This window comes from Streptomyces sp. NPDC051576, assembly GCF_040681835.1.
GTDB lineage: Bacteria > Actinomycetota > Actinomycetes > Streptomycetales > Streptomycetaceae > Streptomyces.
In genome coordinates this window covers 89,682-108,069 of record NZ_JBFAZO010000012.1, presented here as the reverse complement: position 1 = coordinate 108,069, position 18,388 = coordinate 89,682, and the positions used below count along the sequence as shown (strand labels likewise).

16 protein-coding genes are annotated in these 18,388 nt (G+C 71.0%); 8 read left to right on the top strand and 8 right to left on the bottom strand.

Translation table 11 applies throughout. The features are described from left to right. Positions 1-30: 30 nt before the first annotated feature. Positions 31-852: a siderophore-interacting protein gene (locus tag AB0M63_RS34005; RefSeq protein WP_366022058.1), complete on the bottom strand. Its 822-nt coding sequence runs from the start codon at positions 850-852 to the stop codon at positions 31-33. Between the two features lie 142 nt (positions 853-994). After that, positions 995-2,044 (bottom strand): ABC transporter substrate-binding protein, encoded by a 1,050-nt coding sequence (locus tag AB0M63_RS34000; RefSeq protein WP_355923560.1) that lies wholly within the window; start codon positions 2,042-2,044, stop codon positions 995-997. Between the two features lie 262 nt (positions 2,045-2,306). On the opposite strand from AB0M63_RS34000, the gene AB0M63_RS33995 reads away from it, so the two are divergent. Beyond that, positions 2,307-3,410 (top strand): class 1 isoprenoid biosynthesis enzyme, encoded by a 1,104-nt coding sequence (locus AB0M63_RS33995; RefSeq protein WP_366022057.1) that lies wholly within the window; start codon positions 2,307-2,309, stop codon positions 3,408-3,410. Beyond that, complete coding sequence (locus AB0M63_RS33990) at positions 3,407-4,042, top strand: biliverdin-producing heme oxygenase (RefSeq protein WP_366022056.1); 636 nt, start codon at positions 3,407-3,409, stop codon at positions 4,040-4,042. Before AB0M63_RS33995 ends, AB0M63_RS33990 begins: the two co-directional genes overlap by 4 nt. Before the next feature lie 6 nt (positions 4,043-4,048). Here AB0M63_RS33990 and AB0M63_RS33985 read toward each other — a convergent pair whose 3' ends face one another. The 4 genes from AB0M63_RS33985 to AB0M63_RS33970 are packed head-to-tail and all read right to left on the bottom strand — an operon-like array spanning position 4,049 to position 9,746. Further along, positions 4,049-5,209 carry an acyl-CoA dehydrogenase family protein gene (locus AB0M63_RS33985; RefSeq protein ID WP_366022055.1) on the bottom strand — a complete coding sequence of 387 codons (1,161 nt, stop codon included), beginning with the start codon at positions 5,207-5,209 and terminating at the stop codon, positions 4,049-4,051. Between the two features lie 6 nt (positions 5,210-5,215). Then, a complete protein-coding gene (locus tag AB0M63_RS33980) occupies positions 5,216-6,154 on the bottom strand; it encodes a hydroxymethylglutaryl-CoA lyase (protein ID WP_366022202.1) in 939 nt (312 codons plus the stop codon). 8 nt (positions 6,155-6,162) lie between these two features. After that, the gene (locus tag AB0M63_RS33975; protein ID WP_366022054.1) at positions 6,163-8,115 is read right to left on the bottom strand and encodes a biotin carboxylase N-terminal domain-containing protein; all 1,953 of its coding nucleotides are present in this window, start codon (positions 8,113-8,115) and stop codon (positions 6,163-6,165) included. Between the two features lie 14 nt (positions 8,116-8,129). Next, the gene (locus AB0M63_RS33970; protein ID WP_366022053.1) at positions 8,130-9,746 is read right to left on the bottom strand and encodes a carboxyl transferase domain-containing protein; all 1,617 of its coding nucleotides are present in this window, start codon (positions 9,744-9,746) and stop codon (positions 8,130-8,132) included. A 114-nt stretch (positions 9,747-9,860) separates the two neighbouring features. Between AB0M63_RS33970 and AB0M63_RS33965 the strand changes: the two genes are divergently transcribed. The 5 genes from AB0M63_RS33965 (at position 9,861) to AB0M63_RS33945 (ending at position 14,405) form a co-directional block, all read left to right on the top strand. Then, on the top strand, positions 9,861-10,460 hold the full coding sequence (locus AB0M63_RS33965) for a TetR/AcrR family transcriptional regulator (RefSeq protein WP_366022052.1): 600 nt from the start codon (positions 9,861-9,863) through the stop codon (positions 10,458-10,460). A 518-nt stretch (positions 10,461-10,978) separates the two neighbouring features. Further along, on the top strand, positions 10,979-12,136 hold the full coding sequence (locus tag AB0M63_RS33960) for an acyl-CoA dehydrogenase family protein (protein ID WP_355923575.1): 1,158 nt from the start codon (positions 10,979-10,981) through the stop codon (positions 12,134-12,136). Positions 12,137-12,172: 36 nt separating this feature from the next. Continuing rightward, entirely contained in the window at positions 12,173-13,045 is an 873-nt protein-coding gene (locus tag AB0M63_RS33955) for an acyl-CoA thioesterase II (protein WP_355923577.1), read from the top strand. 4 nt (positions 13,046-13,049) lie between these two features. After that, positions 13,050-14,057 (top strand): cation diffusion facilitator family transporter, encoded by a 1,008-nt coding sequence (locus tag AB0M63_RS33950; protein ID WP_366022051.1) that lies wholly within the window; start codon positions 13,050-13,052, stop codon positions 14,055-14,057. 18 nt (positions 14,058-14,075) lie between these two features. Next, positions 14,076-14,405, top strand: a complete 330-nt coding sequence (locus AB0M63_RS33945; protein WP_366022050.1) for a hypothetical protein — start codon at positions 14,076-14,078, stop codon at positions 14,403-14,405. Between the two features lie 11 nt (positions 14,406-14,416). Here the strand turns inward: AB0M63_RS33945 and AB0M63_RS33940 are convergent, their stop codons facing one another. Together AB0M63_RS33940 and AB0M63_RS33935 are read right to left on the bottom strand one after the other, a co-directional pair. Next, on the bottom strand, positions 14,417-15,205 hold the full coding sequence (locus AB0M63_RS33940) for a phosphatase (protein WP_355923583.1): 789 nt from the start codon (positions 15,203-15,205) through the stop codon (positions 14,417-14,419). Positions 15,206-15,284: 79 nt separating this feature from the next. Then, positions 15,285-16,757, bottom strand: a complete 1,473-nt coding sequence (locus tag AB0M63_RS33935) for a PucR family transcriptional regulator (RefSeq protein WP_366022049.1) — start codon at positions 16,755-16,757, stop codon at positions 15,285-15,287. A gap of 122 nt (positions 16,758-16,879) precedes the next feature. Between AB0M63_RS33935 and AB0M63_RS33930 the strand changes: the two genes are divergently transcribed. Beyond that, entirely contained in the window at positions 16,880-18,337 is a 1,458-nt protein-coding gene (locus AB0M63_RS33930; RefSeq protein WP_366022048.1) for a sodium:solute symporter, read from the top strand. Positions 18,338-18,388: the final 51 nt, after the last annotated feature.

Here is an 18,388-nt window from a genome sequence, read left to right as displayed (position 1 = left end):
GCCCCTCCCGTGACTGGCGTCACTCGCGCCTCACCCGGCTTCGCGCAACTGCTCCTCGCTGAGCCCCTGCCGCCAGTACCCGACGAAGGTCACCCGGCGCCGGTCGATCCCGCGCTCACCCACGAAGTGCCGCCGCAGCGCCTTCACTTGGCCGGACTCGCCCGCGATCCACACGTACGGCCGCTCGGCGGGCGGGAGTCGGGCCTCGCGCAGGGCGTCGAGGGTGGCAGGGGAATCACCCTCACGCACCAGCCAGGTGACCTCGGCGTCGGCCTCGGTCACCAGGTCCTGGATGTCACCGGCGTGCGCGACCTCCAGCCACAGCCGGGCACGGGTGCCCGCGGGCAGCGCTTCGAGGATGGCCGAGGCGGCCGGTACGGCGGTCTCGTCGGCCCAGACGACCACCAGATCGGTGTCCTCCGGCGGCCGGAACCGGATCGCCCGGTTGTCCGCGACCGCCGGCCCGAGCAGCACCACCCGGTCACCGGCGGACGCGCGCGAAGCCCAGCCTGAGGCCGGCCCCGCCGGTTCGTGCAGCACGAAGTCGATGTCGATCTCGTCGGGGTCGCGGCGCAGGGCCCGCAGGGTGTACGAGCGCATCACCGCCCGTATCCCGTCCGGGAGTTCACGCCACGCCTGCCACCAGCCGTCGCCCAGCTCGTACGGCACGGCGGGCTCCGACTGGCCCGGGTGGGGGAGGAAGAGCGACAGGGACTGATCGCACCCGTCGGAGAAGCAGTACGCCAGATCGTCCCCGGCGAAGGTCACCCGGACCAGAGACGGCCCGAGCCGCTCCGTCCGCACGACCTGAAGAGAGAAGAAACGGAAGGGGGCGGCGACGGCCGTGGTCATGGGGGTTCCTTCCAGGAAGCGGGAGGTGATGGCGCCCCAAAGGGGCGCGGGGCCGTATCGAATCTGCGGCTCCGCCGCGTGGGCGCGAACGGCCAATACCGGCCAGCAGCACAGCTCCCCGCGAGGCGAGATCACCCCAGATTCAGCTGACCTTCTTCGCGCTCTCGATCGCCTTCGCCAGATCCTCAAGCAACGGCGCGCACTTGTCGTACGACAGAATCGGCTCGGGGTTCCGCGCGATGACCTGCCCAGCCTTCACCGCCGGCAGCTTCTTCCACGTGCCCTCGGTGATGTCGGCGGGCTGGATCGCCGACGTGCGGTTGTCCATCATGATGATGTCCGCGCCGTACTTGTCGACGTTCTCCCAGCTCAGGTTCTCGAACCAGCCGCCGCTCGCCTTGAGGGCGGCCGCGGACGGCTCGACGAAGTTCACGCCGAGCGCCTTGTAGTACTCCAGGTCGATGGAGAGGTTGGACCCGGAGACGTAGAAGATGTCCTGGCTCGCGGAACCCGCGAGGACCTTGATGTCCGGCTTGGCCTTGGCGGCGGCGCGCAGTCGGGCTGCCGCGTCCTCGAAGCGCTTCTTGGCCGCGGTGATGGTGGCCGAAGTGGTGTCCGCGCCAAGGGACTTGGCGAGTTCCAGCATGCGCGCGAGCGGCGTCGGCATTTGGATGTCGTAGGCGGAGATGCCGACGGTCGGCGCCCCCACGGCGAGGATCTTCTTCTTCGACTCCTCGGGGACGTACCAGAGGGTGCCGGCCGCGTCGAACATCGTGGTGATGAGGACGTCGGGGGAGAGGGCCGCGTACTTCTCGATGTTGAACTGGCCCCACTCGTTGCCGATGATCGTGACCTTGCTGATGTCCAGGTCGCCGGCCTGTACGTCGGCCTTGCCGTCCTTCAGCTTGGTCGGCCCGAAGACGCCCTTGGACTCGATGCCGTAGTCGTGGAGCGCGGCGGCGACACCGATGAAGGAGACGATGTTCGCGGGCGTCTTGTCGGTCTTCGCGGTCTGGCCGCGGTCGTCCTTGAAGGTCCAGGGGCCGGACTTGGCGGCCGTCGTCTCCTTGTCCGAGCCACCGCTTTTCGCGTCGTCGTCGCCGCAGGCCGCGAGCACGGCACCGAGACCGAGGGCGCCGCCCGCGGCGAGGATGCCGCGGCGGGAGAGGTGAGTGGCACGGGCGTTGGACATGTATGGCTGCTTTCGAACAGGGCGGAGCGCCCGCCGGACAATTCGAAGGTAGGTTAGCCTAACCTCACTGAATGTCCAGAGGGTGGGGCGACCGCAGCCCTGTCTGTGGTCGCACTGTGCCGCCCCTGTGGGGGTATGTCTCACCCACTTTGGCTTTCAACCACCTTGTCCCGCCCGCCAGTTGTGATCATGCTCGGTCTTAGCGGGCCCTGCGCACTGATGTTCGGTGACCTTCGGAGGTGGAGTGGCTACCACGGTGGACATGACGGGTGTGGAAGCGGTGGTGCGCGGTGACGCGGCGCTGCTGGAGGACGACCTGGCCGAGTTCCTCGGCTCGCTGACCGACCCGGCGCGGGCGGCGGACTCCGTGTACGACGCGGCACTGCGCCGCGCCCTCTACGAACCGGTCGCCGACGCCGTCGGATCCAAGGTCGGCCAGCAGGCACTGCCACCCGCCGCCGGAGCCCCCGGCGGCCGGGCTCCCCTGCGCCCCTCGATGGTGTACTGGGCGTACCGCAACTACCGGGGCTTCCCCGACGAGCCGAACGCACGCGGCGACACGGCCCCCGAGCTGGCCGTCATCCGCCGTACGGCAGTTGCCGTAAGGATTCTGCTGAAGGCCGCCGTCGCGCTCGACGACATCCAGGACGGCAGCGACGTCCGCTACGGCGAACCCGCCCTCCACGCCACCCACGGCGCACCACTCGCCCTCAACACCGGCGCCTGGCTGATCATGTCCGCGCTGCGGCACGCCGCCGACCCCGCCGTCGTGGACAGCCTGGTGCGCTCGGTCGGCAACGGCTTCACCGGGCAGGCCGTCGACCTGTCCTCCCGTACGGCGCTCACCCGGGCCGAGTTGACCGCCGCGCCACGCGCCACCCGGGTCGACTTCTGGGAGGCTACGGCCGCCCTCAAGACCGGCACCCTGTTCTGGATGCCGCTCGACGCGGCGGTCGCCGGGCTGCGGGTGGTCGAGGACGACCGCCTTGCCCTGGACGGCGCGATGCGTCAACTGGGCCTCGCCAGCCAGTTGTTCAACGACCTGACCGACTTCGTTCCCGAACTCGGCGGTGCCAACACGCACGAGGACCTCGACGGCCTGGGCAACCGGGTCGTCCTGGAGCTGCTCGACGACGCACCGCCCGGCGAGGGCTTCGAGCGGTACGTGCTCGGACATCCGCGACTGGACCGGACGCTCCTCGCGCTCGCCGAGGAGGCCGTGGCCCTGAAGCGTTCCGCCAAGGACGCCGTCCACGGCGTGTGCCGTTCCGAGCGCAGTGCCGCCTACTTCGACGTGACGATCGAACGCAAGGGCCACCTCATCGACCGTCTGCTCGCGACGGTCCGGCAGCGGAGCGGCGTATGACGGACACGACCACCCAACGACTGAGGAAGGGCACCCGCGCCTGGCACGAGGCCCTGGAGGCCACCGGATTCGCCACCGCGATGCTCGCCGGGACCCTCCCGCTCGACCGCTACGTCGGCCAACTCGCCGCCTACCGAGTGGTGTTGAGGGCACTGGAGACCGAACTCGCCCGCGCCACCTGCCCTTCCGTCGGCTCGGTCTGGTCGCCGGACCTGCGCAAACTCCCGCTCGTCGAACGCGACCTGTGCCACTTCGCCGGCCTCGGCACGACCCCCGCACCCTGCCCGGCCGCCGAGCGGTTCGCGGCGGAGATACGGCGTACCGCCGCCCTCGAACCCCGTGAACTCCTCGGCTTCCTCTATGTGTTGGAGGGCTCCACCCTCGGCGCCCTGTTCCTGCTCCGGTATGTCACCCGGGCCTACCGGCTCACGGACGGGAACGGTGTGTCGTACTACGGCAGCGGCGACCGCGCCCGCTGGGCCGCCTTCGCCGAGCGCCTCGACCGGGCGCTCGGCGAAGGCGCCGTGCAGGACCGCGTGCTGGCCGCCGCCGAGCGGGCCTACCGTCATGTCGCCCTGATCTCGGCGGAGTTGTCGGCGGGCCTGAACAGTCCGGCCGCCGAACCGGTGTAGCCGAGCTCAGCCCGTGAGCCCCAACTCGCGGGCGATCAGCATCCGTTGGACTTCGCTGGTGCCCTCGCCGATCTCCAGGATCTTGGAATCGCGCCACATACGGGCCACCGGGTACTCGTTCATGAAGCCGTAGCCGCCGTGCACCTGGGTGGCGTCGCGGGCGTTGTCGACGGCGATGGTGGAGGAGTACAGCTTGGCGAGGGCCGCCTCCTTCTTGAAGGGCTCGCCGGCCACCAGGCGGGACGCGGCGTCGCGCCAGGCGAGGCGGGCGGTGTGGGCCTTCATCTCCATATCGGCGATCTTGAACTGGATGGCCTGGTTGGCGCCGATCGGCCGGCCGAACGCGTGCCGCTCCTTGGCGTACTTCACCGACTCGTCGACACAGCCCTGCGCCAGACCGGTGGCGAGGGCCGCGATGGCGATCCGGCCCTCGTCCAGGATGCGCAGGAACTGGGCGTAGCCGCGCCCCTGTTCACCGAGCAGGTTCGCCGCCGGGACCCGGACGTCCGAGAAGGACAGCTCACGGGTGTCCGAGGCGTTCCAGCCGACCTTCGAGTACGGCGCCGCGACCGTGAAGCCGGGCGTCCCGGACGGCACGATGATCGCCGAGATCAACGGCTTGCCGTCGGGCTGGCGGCCGGTGACGGCGGTGACCGTCACCAACCCGGTGATGTCCGTACCGGAGTTGGTGATGAAGCACTTGGAGCCGTTGATCACCCATTCGTCGGTGTCCGGGTCCAGACGGGCCGTCGTCCGGGTCGCGCCCGCGTCGGAGCCGCCGTCCGGCTCGGTCAGCCCGAAGGCGCCGAGGATCTCGCCGGAGCACAGCCTGGGCAGCCACTCGGCCTTCTGGGCCTCGGTGCCGAAGAGATGGATCGGCATCGCGCCCAGCGACACCCCGGCCTCCAGGGTGATCGCCACCGACGAGTCGACCCGGGCCAGCTCCTCGAGGACGAGGCCCAGCGCCAGATAGTCGCCGCCCATCCCGCCGTGCTCCTCGGGGAACGGCAGCCCGAACAGGCCCATGCGGCCCATCTCGCGGACGATCTCGTACGGGAACTCGTGGCGCTCGTAGAAGTCGCCGATCTTCGGCGCCACGACATCGTGCGCGAACTCCTCGACCGTACGGCGGAGTTCTTCGAGTTCGGGGGAGAGACGGTGGTCCATGGCGGGTCACTGCTCCTTGTGGGGCTGTGTCGTTTTGCCGAGTGCTCGGACGGTGCGGGACGGGCTGGGTCGGCCCAGTTGTTCGGCCATCCACACGCTGGTGGCGGTGAGACGGGCGAGGTCGACTCCGGAGTCGATGCCGAGACCCTGGAGCATCCACACCAGGTCCTCGGTGGCGAGGTTGCCGGTGGCGGACTTGGCGAACGGGCAGCCGCCGAGGCCGCCCGCGGAGGCGTCCACCGTGGTGACGCCGTGCTGGAGGGCGGCCAGGGTGTTGGCGAGGGCCTGGCCGTAGGTGTCGTGGAAGTGCACGCCCAACACGTCGGTGGGGACGCGCTGTTCGTTGAGCGCGGCGAGGAGTGCGAGGACGTGTCCCGGAGTGGCCACCCCGATGGTGTCGCCGAGGCTCAGCTCGTCGCAGCCCATGTCGAGCAGGGCCCGGCAGACCCGGACCACCTGGGCGACGGGGACCGCGCCCTCCCAGGGGTCGCCGAAGCACATGGAGAGATAGCCGCGCACATGGGCGCCCTCGTCCTTGGCGCGGGCCACGACCGGGGCGAACACGGCCAGCGACTCGTCCACCGTGCGGTTGAGGTTGGCCTTGGCGAAGGACTCGGTGGCGCTGGCGAAGACGGCGATACGGGTCGCGTCCAGGGACAGGGCCCGGTCGAGTCCGCGGTCGTTCGGCACCAGGACCGGGAGGCGCACCCCCGGCAGGCCGCGCACGAGCGGGAACAGCCGCTCGGCGTCGGCCAGTTGGGGCACCCACTTCGGGTGCACGAAGCTGGTGGCCTCGATGGTGGTCAGACCCGCGTCGGCCAGCCTTTGGATGAACTCGGCCTTGACCTCGGTCGGCACGGTCGACTTCTCGTTCTGGAGTCCGTCACGGGCCCCGACCTCGTGGATGCGCACCCGCGCGGGCAGATCGGGGGCCGGTACGACCATGGGCAGTGTCACTCTTCCTCCTCGGCCGGGGCGATCACGGCGAGCACCTGGTCCATGGCGACGGTCGCGCCGGGGGTCACATCCAGTTCGGCGACGGTGCCGGCGTGCGGTGCGGAGACGACGTGCTCCATCTTCATGGCCTCGACCACCAACAGGCTCTGTCCCGCGGTCACTTGATCGCCCACGGCGACCTTCACCACGGTCACCGTCCCCGGCATGGGCGCGGTGAGCGAATCGGCGCCGGAGCGGTCGGCCCCGCTGAGCGAGGCGGCCACCGGGTCGTGGTCGCGGACGTGCCAGGCGTCGCCGTCGCGGCCCAGCCAGTCGCCGGAGCGGTGGAAGGTGTGCCGGACCCCGTCGAGGGTGACGGACACCTGGTCCTCGGTGACCGTGTGGCTGCCGCGCGGGACGTACTCCACGGGCTCGGTCACCCGCAGGTGGAACCCGACCGGCTTCGGTGCACCGCCCAGCCGCCAGCCGTCCGGCACCGAGAAGGGATCGGTCCAGCCCTCACCCCTGGGACGCAGGGCCTCCAGCCGTACGGCCGCCGCCGCCTCGTACACCTCCGCCGGCACCTCGTCCGACACGAGCGAGTCCGCCTCCCGCTCGACCAGCCCGGTGTCCAACTCGCCCGCCACGACCGCCGGATGGGCCAGCAGCCGCCGTAGGAAGCCCGCGTTCGTCGGCACGCCCAGGGTGACCGTGTCCGCGAGGGCCGCCCGGAGTTTCCTGAGCGCGGTCGCGCGGTCGGGGCCGTAGGCGATGACCTTGGAGAGCATCGGGTCGTAGAGGCTGCCGACCTCGGTGCCTTCGGAGAGCCCGGAGTCGGTGCGGACGCCGTCGCCCTGGGGCTCGCGGAGCAGGACCACCGTGCCGCCGGACGGCAGGAAGCCGCGAGAGGGGTCTTCCGCGCAGATCCGCGCCTCCACCGCGTGCCCGGTGAGGGTGATGTCGTCCTGCGCGAAGGGGAGCCGCTCGCCCGCCGCCACCCGCAGCTGCCACTCCACGAGGTCGAGTCCGGTCACCAACTCCGTGACCGGGTGCTCCACTTGGAGGCGGGTGTTCATCTCCATGAAGTAGTACGACGACGGGTCGCTCCCGGGGACGATGAACTCGACCGTGCCCGCGCCCGCGTACCCGCACGAGCGGGCCGCCTGGACGGCCGCCTCGCCCATCGCGGCGCGCGTGCCGGAGTCGAGGAGCACGCTCGGCGCCTCCTCGACGACCTTCTGGTGCCGCCGCTGCAAGGAGCACTCGCGCTCGCCGAGATGGACCACGTTGCCATGGCCGTCGGCCAGGATCTGGATCTCGATGTGCCGGGGGCGGTCGACCCACCGCTCGACCAGGAGGGTGTCGTCGCCGAAGGAGGCGCGGGCCTCGCGGCGGGCGGCGGCGATCTCCTCCTCCAGGACGGCCAGGTCACGGACCAGGCGCATGCCCTTGCCGCCGCCCCCGGCCGAGGGCTTGAGGAGGACGGGGGCGCCCAACTTGTGGGCCGCCTCGGCGAGTTCGGGGTCGCGTCCGCCCGGGACGACCGGGACGCCGGCCGCCGCCACCGTCTCCTTGGCGCGGATCTTGTCGCCCATGAGGGCGATCGCGTCGGCCGGCGGCCCGATGAAGACCAGCCCGGCGTCGGCGCAGGCGCGCGCGAAGCCCGCGTTCTCCGCGAGGAAGCCGTAGCCCGGGTGCACGGCCTGCGCGCCCGTGCGGGCCGCCGCCTCCAGCAGCCGCTCCACCGACAAGTAGCCTTCGGCTACGAGGCTCTCGGCCGCCGGGTCCCCCTGCTTAAGGTGGGGGTGCCCCCAACCGATCCGTACCGCCGTGTCGGCCTCCCGGACGTGCCGGGCGTCCGCGTCCGCGTCGGAGAAGACGGCCACCGAGCGCACACCGAGCGAGCGCAGGGTGCGGATCACGCGGACGGCGATCTCGCCCCGGTTGGCCACAAGGACTGTCTCGAACATCTCGGGCACCCTCATCACATCCGGAAGACGCCGAACTGGGGGTCGCCCAGTGGCGCGTTGGCACAGGCGGTCAGGGCCAGACCCAGCACCTGGCGGGTCTCCAGGGGGTCGATGACCCCGTCGTCCCAGAGCCGGGCGGTGGCGTAGTAGGCGTTGCCCTGGCGCTCGTACTGCTGCCGGATGGGGTCCTTGAAGGCGTCCTCGTCCTCGACGGGCCACTCCTCGCCGCGCGCCTCCAACTGGTCCCGCTTCACGGTCGCGAGGACCGAGGCGGCCTGCTCGCCGCCCATGACGGAGATCTTGGCGCCGGGCCACATCCACAGGAAGCGGGGTGAGTACGCCCGGCCGCACATCGAGTAGTTGCCCGCGCCGTACGAGCCGCCGACCACCACGGTCAGCTTGGGCACGCGCGCGCAGGCGACGGCGGTGACCATCTTGGCGCCGTGCTTGGCGATGCCACCCGCCTCGTAGTCCTTGCCGACCATGAACCCCGAGATGTTCTGCAGGAACACCAGGGGGATGCCGCGCTGGTCGCAGAGCTCGATGAAGTGGGCGCCCTTCTGGGCGGATTCGGAGAACAGGATGCCGTTGTTGGCGACGATGCCGACCGGGTGGCCGTGGATCCGGGCGAAGCCGGTGACCAGGGTCTGCCCGAACTCGGCCTTGAACTCGGCGAACCGCGAACCGTCCACCACGCGCGCGATGATCTCCCGCACGTCGTACGGAGTGCGGGAGTCGACCGGGACCGCGCCGTAGATCCCGTACGGGTCGACCTTCGGCTCGACCGCCTCGGTGACCTCCCAGGGCAGCGGCCCGCGCGCGGGGAGGGTGGCGGCGATGTTCCGGACGATCCGCAGGGCGTGCGCGTCGTCCTCCGCGAGATGGTCGGTGACACCCGACACGCGTGCGTGCACCTCGCCGCCGCCCAGCTCCTCGGCGGTGACGACCTCGCCGGTGGCGGCCTTCACCAGGGGCGGGCCGCCCAGGAAGATCGTCCCTTGGTTGCGCACGATGACGGCTTCGTCGCTCATCGCCGGTACGTACGCGCCCCCGGCCGTGCAGGACCCGAGCACAGCGGCGATCTGCGGAATCCCCGCACCCGACATCCGGGCCTGGTTGTAGAAGATCCGCCCGAAGTGCTCGCGGTCCGGGAACACCTCGTCCTGCATGGGCAGGAAGGCACCTCCGGAGTCCACGAGATAGACACAGGGGAGATGGTTCTCCAGGGCGATCTCCTGGGCGCGCAGATGCTTCTTCACGGTCATCGGGTAGTACGTGCCGCCCTTGACCGTGGCGTCGTTGGCGACGATCACGCACTCGCGGCCGCTCACCCGGCCGATCCCGGCGATGACACCGGCGGCCGGGGCGGCCCCGTCGTACATCCCGTCGGCGGCGAGGGGCGCCAGCTCCAGGAAGGGCGAGCCGGGGTCGAGGAGCGTGTCCACCCGGTCCCTCGGGAGCAGCTTGCCGCGCGCGGTGTGCCGGTCCCGGGCCCGCTCACCGCCGCCGAGCCGGGCCGCGGCCAGCTTCCGCCGCAGCTCCTCGCCCAGCGCGCGGTGCGCCGCCTCGTTGGCCCGCCATGCCTCCGACGCGGGGTCCGCCGCGCTCGTCAGCTCCGGTGCCTCGTGCATTACGCGTCCCCTCGCACAACGTTCGACTGCTATCGGCTGCCATCGACTGTTAATGAGCGTTAACCATTTCCTTCAGGTTAACGACCGCTAACCTCCCTGTCTAGAATTACTTCCATGACCACGAGAACCGACGCCCCCACCCGCCGCGAGCAGATCCTCAAGGAGGCCGCGCGGCTCTTCGCCGAGCGGGGTTTCCACGGCGTCGGGGTGGACGAGATAGGCGCGGCGGTCGGCATCAGCGGCCCCGGTCTCTACCGGCACTTCCCGGGCAAGGACGCGATGCTCGCCGAGCTGCTGGTCGGCATCAGCGGACAGTTGCTGACAGGGGCGAAGCGGCGACTGGCGGAGGCCGACGGGGGCTCGGCGGAGGTGGTCCTGGACTCCCTGATCGAGGGCCACATCGACTTCGCCCTCGACGACCGCCCCCTGATCACCCTCCACGACCGCGAACTCGACCGCCTACGCGACTCCGACCGCAAGCTGGTACGCCAGCTCCAGCGGCAGTACGTGGAGCTGTGGGTGGAGGTCGTCCGAGAGCTGTATCCGGACCTGGCCGAGCCCAGCGCACGGTCGGCGGTCCACTCGGTGTTCGGACTCCTCAACTCGACTCCGCATCTGGGGAGGGCGGGGTCGTTGCCTGGGCGGGGGGCGACTGCGGAGTTGCTGCATCGGATGGCTCGGGGGGCGTTGGGGGCGGCGGCTTCGGGTGGGTGAGGGGGGATGCGGGGCCCGGGGGGTTGGGGCTGGGCGGGTGCGGGGTCTGGGGGGAGTCGAGCGCCGTCGGGAGCTGGGTGTCGGTGTGGGCTGAGCGCTGGCGGGGTCTGGGTGTCGGCCGGTGGTCGTGGTGTCGGGGTTTGGGGCGGAGCTTTGTGGCGGGGCTGCTTGGCGTGTCGAGCCGGGCGGGTGGGCTTCGGTGGGTGCGGGACGCGGCGGGAGCCGAGCACCGTCGGCAGTTGAGCACCGGCGGGGGCTGAGCGCTGGCGCAAGTTGAGCGCAGGCGTGAGCCGAGCGCTGTCGGGATCTGGGTTCCGCCGACGGGTGTGGAGTCGCCGGGGTTCGGGGCGGAGCCCCGTGGCAGGGTCGCTTGGCCTGCCGAGTCGGGTGGGTGGGTGGGCGAAAGGCGTGACGAGCGTTACGTGCCCATTCCGCTGGACGCTCCCCCTACTCGCCGGTACCGTGATGTTCTGAGCAAGCGCTTAGACACGGACCCTGGGTAGCTGGAGGTGGCGGCGGTGCGCCGTACGGTGTTTGACGAGGACCACGAGGCGTTCCGGGAGACCATCCGGGCCTTCATCGAGGCCGAGGTCGTCCCGGTCTACGACGAGTGGTTCGCCGCCGGCCAGGCGCCGCGCGAGTTCTACTACAAGCTCGCCGAGCTGGGCGTCTTCGGCATCCGCGTCGACGAGGAGTACGGCGGCGCGGGCATCGACTCGTACAAGTTCGAGGCCGTCCTCTACGAGGAGACCGCCCGCGCGGGCGTCTCCTTCGGCGGCTCCGGTGTGCACGTGCTGCTCGGCCTGCCCTACATCAAGCTGCTCGCCACCGACGAGCAGAAGAAGCGTTTCCTGCCGAAGTTCGTCTCCGGCGAGGAGATGTGGGCCATCGCGATGACCGAGCCTGGCACCGGCTCCGACCTCGCCGGCATGAAGACCACCGCCAAGCTCTCCGAGGACGGCACGCACTACGTCCTCAACGGCGCCAAGACCTTCATCACGGGCGGCGTCCACGCCGACCGCATGATCGTCTGCGCCCGCACCTCCGCGCCCACCAAGGAGGACCGCCGCCACGGCATCTCCCTCTTCGTGGTGGACACGAAGGCGGAGGGCTACTCCGTCGGCCGGAAGCTGGACAAGCTCGGGCTCAAGACCTCCGACACCGCCGAGCTGGCGTTCGTCGACGTCAAGGTCCCGGTCGAGGACCTCCTCGGCGAGGAGAACAAGGGCTTCTACTACCTCGGCCACAACCTCGCCTCCGAGCGCTGGGGCATCGCCTTCGGCGCCTACGCGCAGGCCAAGGCCGCCGTCCGGTTCGCCAAGCAGTACGTCCAGGACCGCGTCGTCTTCGGCCAGCCCGTCGCCGCGTTCCAGAACACCAAGTTCGAACTGGCCGCCTGCCAGGCCGAGGTGGACGCCGCCGAGGCCGTCGTCGACCGGGCCACAGAGGCTCTCGACGCCGGTGAGCTGACCCCCGCCGAGGCCGCCAGCGCCAAGCTGTTCACCACCGAGGTCGCCCACCGCGTGATCGACCGCTGCCTCCAGCTCCACGGCGGCTACGGCTTCATGAACGAGTACCCGATCGCCCGCCTGTACGCGGACAACCGCGTCAACCGCATCTACGGCGGCACCAGCGAGATCATGAAGACGATCATCGCGAAGGACATGGGCCTGTAAGGTCCCCGCAATTACCGCCCCGTACAACTGGACACCATGAACGAGGCACTACAGGATCTCCTCGATCTGCTCGACCTCGAGCAGATCGAGGAGAACATCTTCCGCGGCAGCTCCCGCTCCGCCGTCGTCCCCCGCGTCTTCGGCGGGCAGGTGGCGGCGCAGGCCCTGGTCGCCGCCGGGCGCACGGTCCCCGCCGACCGCTACGCCCACTCCCTGCACGCGTACTTCCTGCGGCTGGGCGACCCGGGCGCGCCCATCGTCTACAACGTCGAGCGCATCCGCGACGGCCGTTCCTTCACCACCCGCCGCGCGGTCGCCGTCCAGCACGGCCGGCCGATCTTCACGCTGTCGGCGTCCTTCCAGGCGTACGAAGAGGGCCTCGACCACCAGACCCCCATGCCGCCCGCCCCTGATCCGGAGTCGGTCCCCACCGGGCAGGAACGGCTGCTCGGCTACGACCACCTCGACCCGGGGATCGTTGAACGATTCCTGGAGGCCCGTCAGGCGATCGATCTGCGGTACGTCGACGACCCGCCGTACGGCAGGTTCGGCGAGCCGCGCGAGCCGCACTCACAGGTCTGGTTCCGCACCAACGGCAAGCTGGTCGACGACCCCCTCCTCCATGTCGTCCTCGCGACATACGTCTCCGACATGACCCTCCTCGACTCGATCCTCCTCGCGCACGGCCGCGGCGGCTGGGCCGTAGGAGATGTCGTCGGCGCCTCGCTCGACCACGCGATGTGGTTCCACCGGCCGTTCCGCGCGGACGAGTGGCTCCTCTACGACCAGGAGTCGCCGTCGGCGTACGGCGGGCGCGGGCTCGGCCAGGCCCGGATCTACACCCAGGACGGCCAACTCGCCGTCTCCGTCATCCAGGAGGGCGTGGTCCGGGTCCCTCGGGAAGACTGAGGGCATGACGGAACCAGAGGCGACACGGGAGACACAGGGGCCACCGGAGACGCAGGACAGCGACGGCGGCGGCGAGTCCACCGTCACGGTGATCGTCGCCGCCGTCGCCAATCTGGGGATCGCGCTCGCCAAGGCGGTCGCCGGTGTCATCAGCGGCTCCAGCGCGATGCTCTCCGAGGCCGCGCACTCGGTCGCCGACACGGTCACCGAACTCCTCCTGCTGACCGCCCTCAAGCGCAGTGCGAAACCCGCGGACGAGGAACACCCCCTCGGCTACGGCCCCGAGCGCTACATCTGGGCGATGCTCGCCGCCGTCGCCACCTTCGTCGGCGGCGCGGTCTTCTCGATCTACGACGGCGTCCACACCCTGGTCGCGGGCGAGGACCTCGGCGACCCGCTCATCTCCTACATCGTGCTCGGCGTCGCCTTCCTCCTGGAGGGCTACTCCCTGCGCACCGGCCTGCGCCAGGCGCGCGGCGAGGCCGCCCGCCTCGACGCCTCCTTCAAGCGCTACCTCCGCTACACCCCCGACACCGCCGTGAAGGCCGTCGTCCTGGAGGACTCGGCCGCCCTCGTCGGTCTCGTCCTCGCGGCCGGCGGCCTGCTCGGTGGACAGCTCACCGGTTCAGGCGTCTGGGACGGCATCGCGTCCCTCTGCATCGGCGCGCTGCTGCTCTACGTCGCCTGGGTGCTGGGCCGCTCCAACGCCGAACTCCTCATCGGCCGCCCGCTGCCCAAGGCCATGCGGGACCGTATCCGCGAGGAACTCCTCGCCGTCCAACACATCGAGGCCGTACTGGAGTTGACGACCCTCGTGCAGGGTCCGCGCGAAGCACTGGTCGCCGCGAAGATCGACTTCCGGGACGTGTCCACGGCCGCCCAGATCGAGTGGGCCTGCGAACAGGCCGAACAGCGCCTGCGGGAGGCGTTCCCTGCGGTGAACCGGGTGTACCTGGACCCGACACCGGGGTATGCGCAGCGGCGGGCGGAGGGGCTCAACCCGTGGCCGTGAGACGGCTACGCTGCTGAGGTGGCCGACGAGAAGGACAGCCCGAACGGCTCGGTCCCGGGCCGCAGTTGGGGCCCGGTGGTGGACACCGTCCTGCTGGAACTCGTCGGCCTCGCCCTCTCCGGGATCGCCGCCCTGGTGGGGTGGCCGTTCGGATGGCTGCCCGATCCCGCTCTCGTCGCCGCCCTCCTCGCGCTGGTCACGGTGACGGCGCTCGGGGCCGCGGCGACGAACTGGGCCGTTCCGGCGCTCGACGACCCGGACGTCGGTTTTCTCGTCGGCTTCCTGCTCGGGATGCCCGCCGCCGTGGCCGTGCTGGTCCGGCTCCTCGACCGGACGGACGGGATCTGAAGGGGACGGCCCTAGGCCAGTCCCGCCTCCGCCAGCAGATACGCCGTCATCGGGTCGTAGTGCCGGGGGCTGACCACATGGTCGTCGAGCGGGACCGTCACCTGGACGGTGCCCTCGGACTCGGCGAGGAAGAGCGCGGGGTCGTTGCTGTCGGCGTAGCCGACGGAGTCGACGCCGTGGCGGCCCGCGTAGCCCGCCCAGCCGTGGTCGGCGACGACCAGGTCGGGCAGGGGGCGGCCCTCTCGCTCCAGGGCGGTGAGGATCGCCTTCATCGGCTCGCCGGAGTGGGTGTGCCAGAGCGTGGCGCCGTGCTCCAGGACTGCCACGTCCGCGAACTGCATGACGTACCCCTCCTCCGTCTGCAGCCCCTCCGGGATCACCACGATCTCGCAGCCGGCCGTGCGCAGCGCGGCGGCCGTGGAGTGGTGCACGTCGAGCAGGCCGCCCGGGTGACCGGTGGCGAACAGCACCCGCTGCTGCCCGTCGGCCGCCTTCCGCAGCCGCGCGGCGAGGCGGTCGAGCCCGGCGACGGTCAGCTCGGGGTCGATGGTGTCCTGGCCGTAGCGGTACTCGGGATCGTCGTTCACTCCCACCCGCTCCGCCATCACCGCGAGCACGTCCTGCTCGTCGGTCCAGCGGTCGCCGAGCTCCAGGCCGAACCAGTAGTGGCGGTCGCCGTTCGCCAGCTTGCGGTAGTGGGAGAGGTTGTTCTCGCGGGGCGTGGCCACGTCGCCCGCGATACGGGTCCTCACAAGGTGGTCGACGAGCTCGGCGCGGCTGGGTGTCCCGGGTATCGGCATGCTTCCCATTGTGGAGCAGAGGGCTGTGCCGGTGCCCGACGTCCCGAACGCTGGGATGTGGATCACTCACGCCGGCCGCTCACAGGTGACGCAGGCCGAACCACAGCTCCATCCGTACGTCCGGATCGTCCAGGTCCGTGTCCAGCAGCGCCGCGCACCGGGCGATCCGCTGCCGCACGGTGTTGCGGTGCACGGCCAGCGCGACCGCCGTACGGTCCCAACTCCCGTGCAGGGAGAGCCAGGTGCGCAGGGTCTCGGTGAGCGCGGGGTTCCCGGCGAGCGGAGCGAGGAGGGTGCGGGCGTGTGCCTCCGCCTCTTCGTGCGGGACCAGTCCGGCGAGGCCGGGGCGGCCGGACGGGCCGTGCCGGACCAGCGGGGCGCGGGTCGCGCGGGCGCGGGCCAGTGCGCGGGCCGCCTGGGTGTCGGCGGCGGGCCAGTCCCGCGGACCGGCGGCGGCGCTGACCCCGAGGGTCCAGCCGGGTTGCGGGGCGGGCGCGCGATCGGCGGGCACCAGGACCCGTACGACATCCGGCCCCAGGTCGATCAGCGCGGACCCGAGCGCGGCACCCAGCGCGGACGCGGCGACGGGGTCGGGCGCGTTGGCGTCCGGCCGTGCGTGCACGACGGTCCACCGGTCCCCGCCGAGCAGCGCCGCGACCTCCTCGGGCGGGGCGCCCAGCAGCAGTCGTACGAGCGCCGAGGAGCGGTCCGCTCCCGTGCGGCTCTGGTGTTCGCCGGTGAGGAGGGAGAGCAGGACGGCGGCGACGGAGGCGATGGTGTGGTCGCCCTGGTCGCGGCGGGGTGCGGCGACCCCGAGGACGAAGCCCTGACCGGTGCCGAGGGCGTAGGCGGCGAGATGGGCGCCGGGGACGGTGTCGGTCGCGGAGGTGGGGGATGCGGAGGTGGGTGTTCCGGTGGGGCGGACCACTCGTGCAAGACCCGCCAGCGCCTCCGCCCCCGCCGCGTCCCTCCCCGCCGCCGCGATCTCCGTGCCGTCCGGCCCGAACAACACGGCCCGGCCGCCGACCCGCTGGGCGAGCTGCCGTAGCACCGAAGTGACCGGATCGGGGCGGGAGGCCGCTGCCGTCAGGCTCTGCTGGGCCTCGGTGACGCGGCGGAGTTCGGCGAGGCGGGCCTGTGCCATCAGTTGCCAGACCGCGCGGGCCACGGCGGAGAAGGTGGTGCGGGGCGGGACCTCGACGAGCGGGAGGTCGTAGTGGTCGCAGGCGGCGACCAGGGCCCGGGGCACGGTGTCGTGGACGGGCGCGAGACCGAAGCCGAGCGCCACACCGCCCGCCGCGACGATCCGGGAGACGTAGTCGGCGAAGTACGTGCCCGAGCCCGCCGCCTCCGGGATGTGCACGCCGGCCGTCAACAGCAGCTCGCCGCCCAGGAGATACGGATACGGGTCATGCATCTCCGAGGTGTGCGCCCAGTGGATGACGGTGTCGGCGTCGGCGGGGCCCGCGATCTGTCGCAGCCCCAGGTCCTCACGGGCCAGGAGCGCGGCGAGGGGCACGGGCGGTGTGGGCGGAACGGCGAGGTCCGGCATGGTGGACGTTTCCTCCATCACCTCGGTCTCGGATGGATGAAACGTACACTTCGCAGTCGCTTTCCGGCCACCTACTGTCGGTCCGGACCGGCAGCGACCGCGCGCTCAAGGAGGCCCCGCCAATGGCCGTCGACTACACCGTCATCGTCGTCTACCTGGCCGGCATGCTGGCCATGGGCTGGTGGGGCATGCGCCGTGCCAGGTCCAAGAGCGACTTCCTGGTCGCGGGCCGCCGCCTGGGCCCCGTCATGTACTCCGGCACCATGGCCGCCATCGTCCTCGGCGGCGCGTCCACCATCGGCGGCGTCGGACTGGGGTACCAGTACGGACTGTCCGGCGCCTGGATGGTCTTCACCATCGGCCTCGGATTGCTGGCCCTCTCGGTCTTCTTCTCGGCCCGCATCGCCCGCCTCAAGGTGTACACGGTCTCCGAGATGCTCGACCTGCGCTACGGCGGCCGGGCGGGCGTGATCTCCGGCATCGTCATGTGGGCGTACACCCTCATGCTCGCCGTCACCTCGACCATCGCCTACGCCACGATCTTCGACGTCCTCTTCGACATGAACCGGACCCTCGCGATCGTCCTCGGCGGCTCGATCGTCGTCGCCTACTCGACGCTCGGCGGCATGTGGTCGATCACGCTGACGGACATGGTCCAGTTCGTGGTGAAGACGATCGGCGTACTCCTGCTCCTGCTGCCCATCGCGGTCGTCAGGGCCGGCGGGTTCGGCGAGATGAAGGCGAAGCTGCCCACGGAGTACTTCGACCCGCTGGGCATCGGTGGCGAGACGATCTTCACCTATGTCCTGATCTACACGTTCGGCATGCTCATCGGCCAGGACATCTGGCAGCGCGTGTTCACGGCGGGCAACGACCGGACGGCCCGCTGGGGCGGCACCGTCGCCGGCACCTACTGCCTCGTCTACGCCCTCGCGGGCGCCGTCATCGGCACGGCGGCCAAGGTCCTCTACCCGAACCTCTCCAGCCCGGACGACGCCTTCGCGACCATCGTCAAGGACGAACTCCCGGTCGGTGTACGGGGGTTGGTGCTCGCCGCCGCCCTGGCCGCCGTGATGTCGACCTCCTCCGGCGCGCTGATCGCCTGCGCCACGGTCGCCAACAACGACATCTGGTCGCGGCTGCGCGGGCGGACCGCGTCCGGCGAGCACGACGAGATCCGGGGCAACCGCGCCTTCATCCTCGTCATGGGCGTGGCGGTGATCGGCACGGCGATCGCGCTGAACAACGTCGTCGAGGCCCTCACCGTCGCCTACGACCTCCTCGTCGGCGGTCTCCTCGTCCCGATCCTCGGCGGCCTGCTGTGGAAGCGCGGCACCGCACAGGGCGCACTCGCCTCGGTGGTCGTCGGCGGTCTCGCGGTGGTCGGCCTGATGGCGGCCTACGGCATCCTCGCCAACGAGCCTGTGTACTACGGCCTGTTGCTGTCCCTGGCCGCCTATGTGACCGTCTCTCTCGCCACCCCCGCGACCGACGCGGCCGTACTCGCCGCCTGGCGGGACCGTCTCGCCGGACGCGGTGCGCCCGAACTCGCGTCCGAACCGGTCGCCGTCCACCAGTAAAGTCGTAGCCATACGCACAAAGAAGCCCATACGCGACGAAGCGTAGGAAAG

Excerpts from the sequence above, each read along its gene's own strand:
- AB0M63_RS34005 (WP_366022058.1), bottom strand. The coding sequence starts at position 852 with ATGACCACGGCCGTCGCCGCCCCCTTCCGTTTCTTCTCTCTTCAGGTC.
- AB0M63_RS34000 (WP_355923560.1), bottom strand. The coding sequence starts at position 2,044 with ATGTCCAACGCCCGTGCCACTCACCTCTCCCGCCGCGGCATCCTCGCC.
- AB0M63_RS33995 (WP_366022057.1), top strand. The coding sequence starts at position 2,307 with ATGACGGGTGTGGAAGCGGTGGTGCGCGGTGACGCGGCGCTGCTGGAG.
- AB0M63_RS33990 (WP_366022056.1), top strand. The coding sequence starts at position 3,407 with ATGACGGACACGACCACCCAACGACTGAGGAAGGGCACCCGCGCCTGG.
- AB0M63_RS33985 (WP_366022055.1), bottom strand. The coding sequence starts at position 5,209 with ATGGACCACCGTCTCTCCCCCGAACTCGAAGAACTCCGCCGTACGGTC.
- AB0M63_RS33980 (WP_366022202.1), bottom strand. The coding sequence starts at position 6,154 with ATGGTCGTACCGGCCCCCGATCTGCCCGCGCGGGTGCGCATCCACGAG.
- AB0M63_RS33975 (WP_366022054.1), bottom strand. The coding sequence starts at position 8,115 with ATGTTCGAGACAGTCCTTGTGGCCAACCGGGGCGAGATCGCCGTCCGC.
- AB0M63_RS33970 (WP_366022053.1), bottom strand. The coding sequence starts at position 9,746 with ATGCACGAGGCACCGGAGCTGACGAGCGCGGCGGACCCCGCGTCGGAG.
- AB0M63_RS33965 (WP_366022052.1), top strand. The coding sequence starts at position 9,861 with ATGACCACGAGAACCGACGCCCCCACCCGCCGCGAGCAGATCCTCAAG.
- AB0M63_RS33955 (WP_355923577.1), top strand. The coding sequence starts at position 12,173 with ATGAACGAGGCACTACAGGATCTCCTCGATCTGCTCGACCTCGAGCAG.
- AB0M63_RS33950 (WP_366022051.1), top strand. The coding sequence starts at position 13,050 with ATGACGGAACCAGAGGCGACACGGGAGACACAGGGGCCACCGGAGACG.
- AB0M63_RS33940 (WP_355923583.1), bottom strand. The coding sequence starts at position 15,205 with ATGCCGATACCCGGGACACCCAGCCGCGCCGAGCTCGTCGACCACCTT.
- AB0M63_RS33935 (WP_366022049.1), bottom strand. The coding sequence starts at position 16,757 with ATGCCGGACCTCGCCGTTCCGCCCACACCGCCCGTGCCCCTCGCCGCG.
- AB0M63_RS33930 (WP_366022048.1), top strand. The coding sequence starts at position 16,880 with ATGGCCGTCGACTACACCGTCATCGTCGTCTACCTGGCCGGCATGCTG.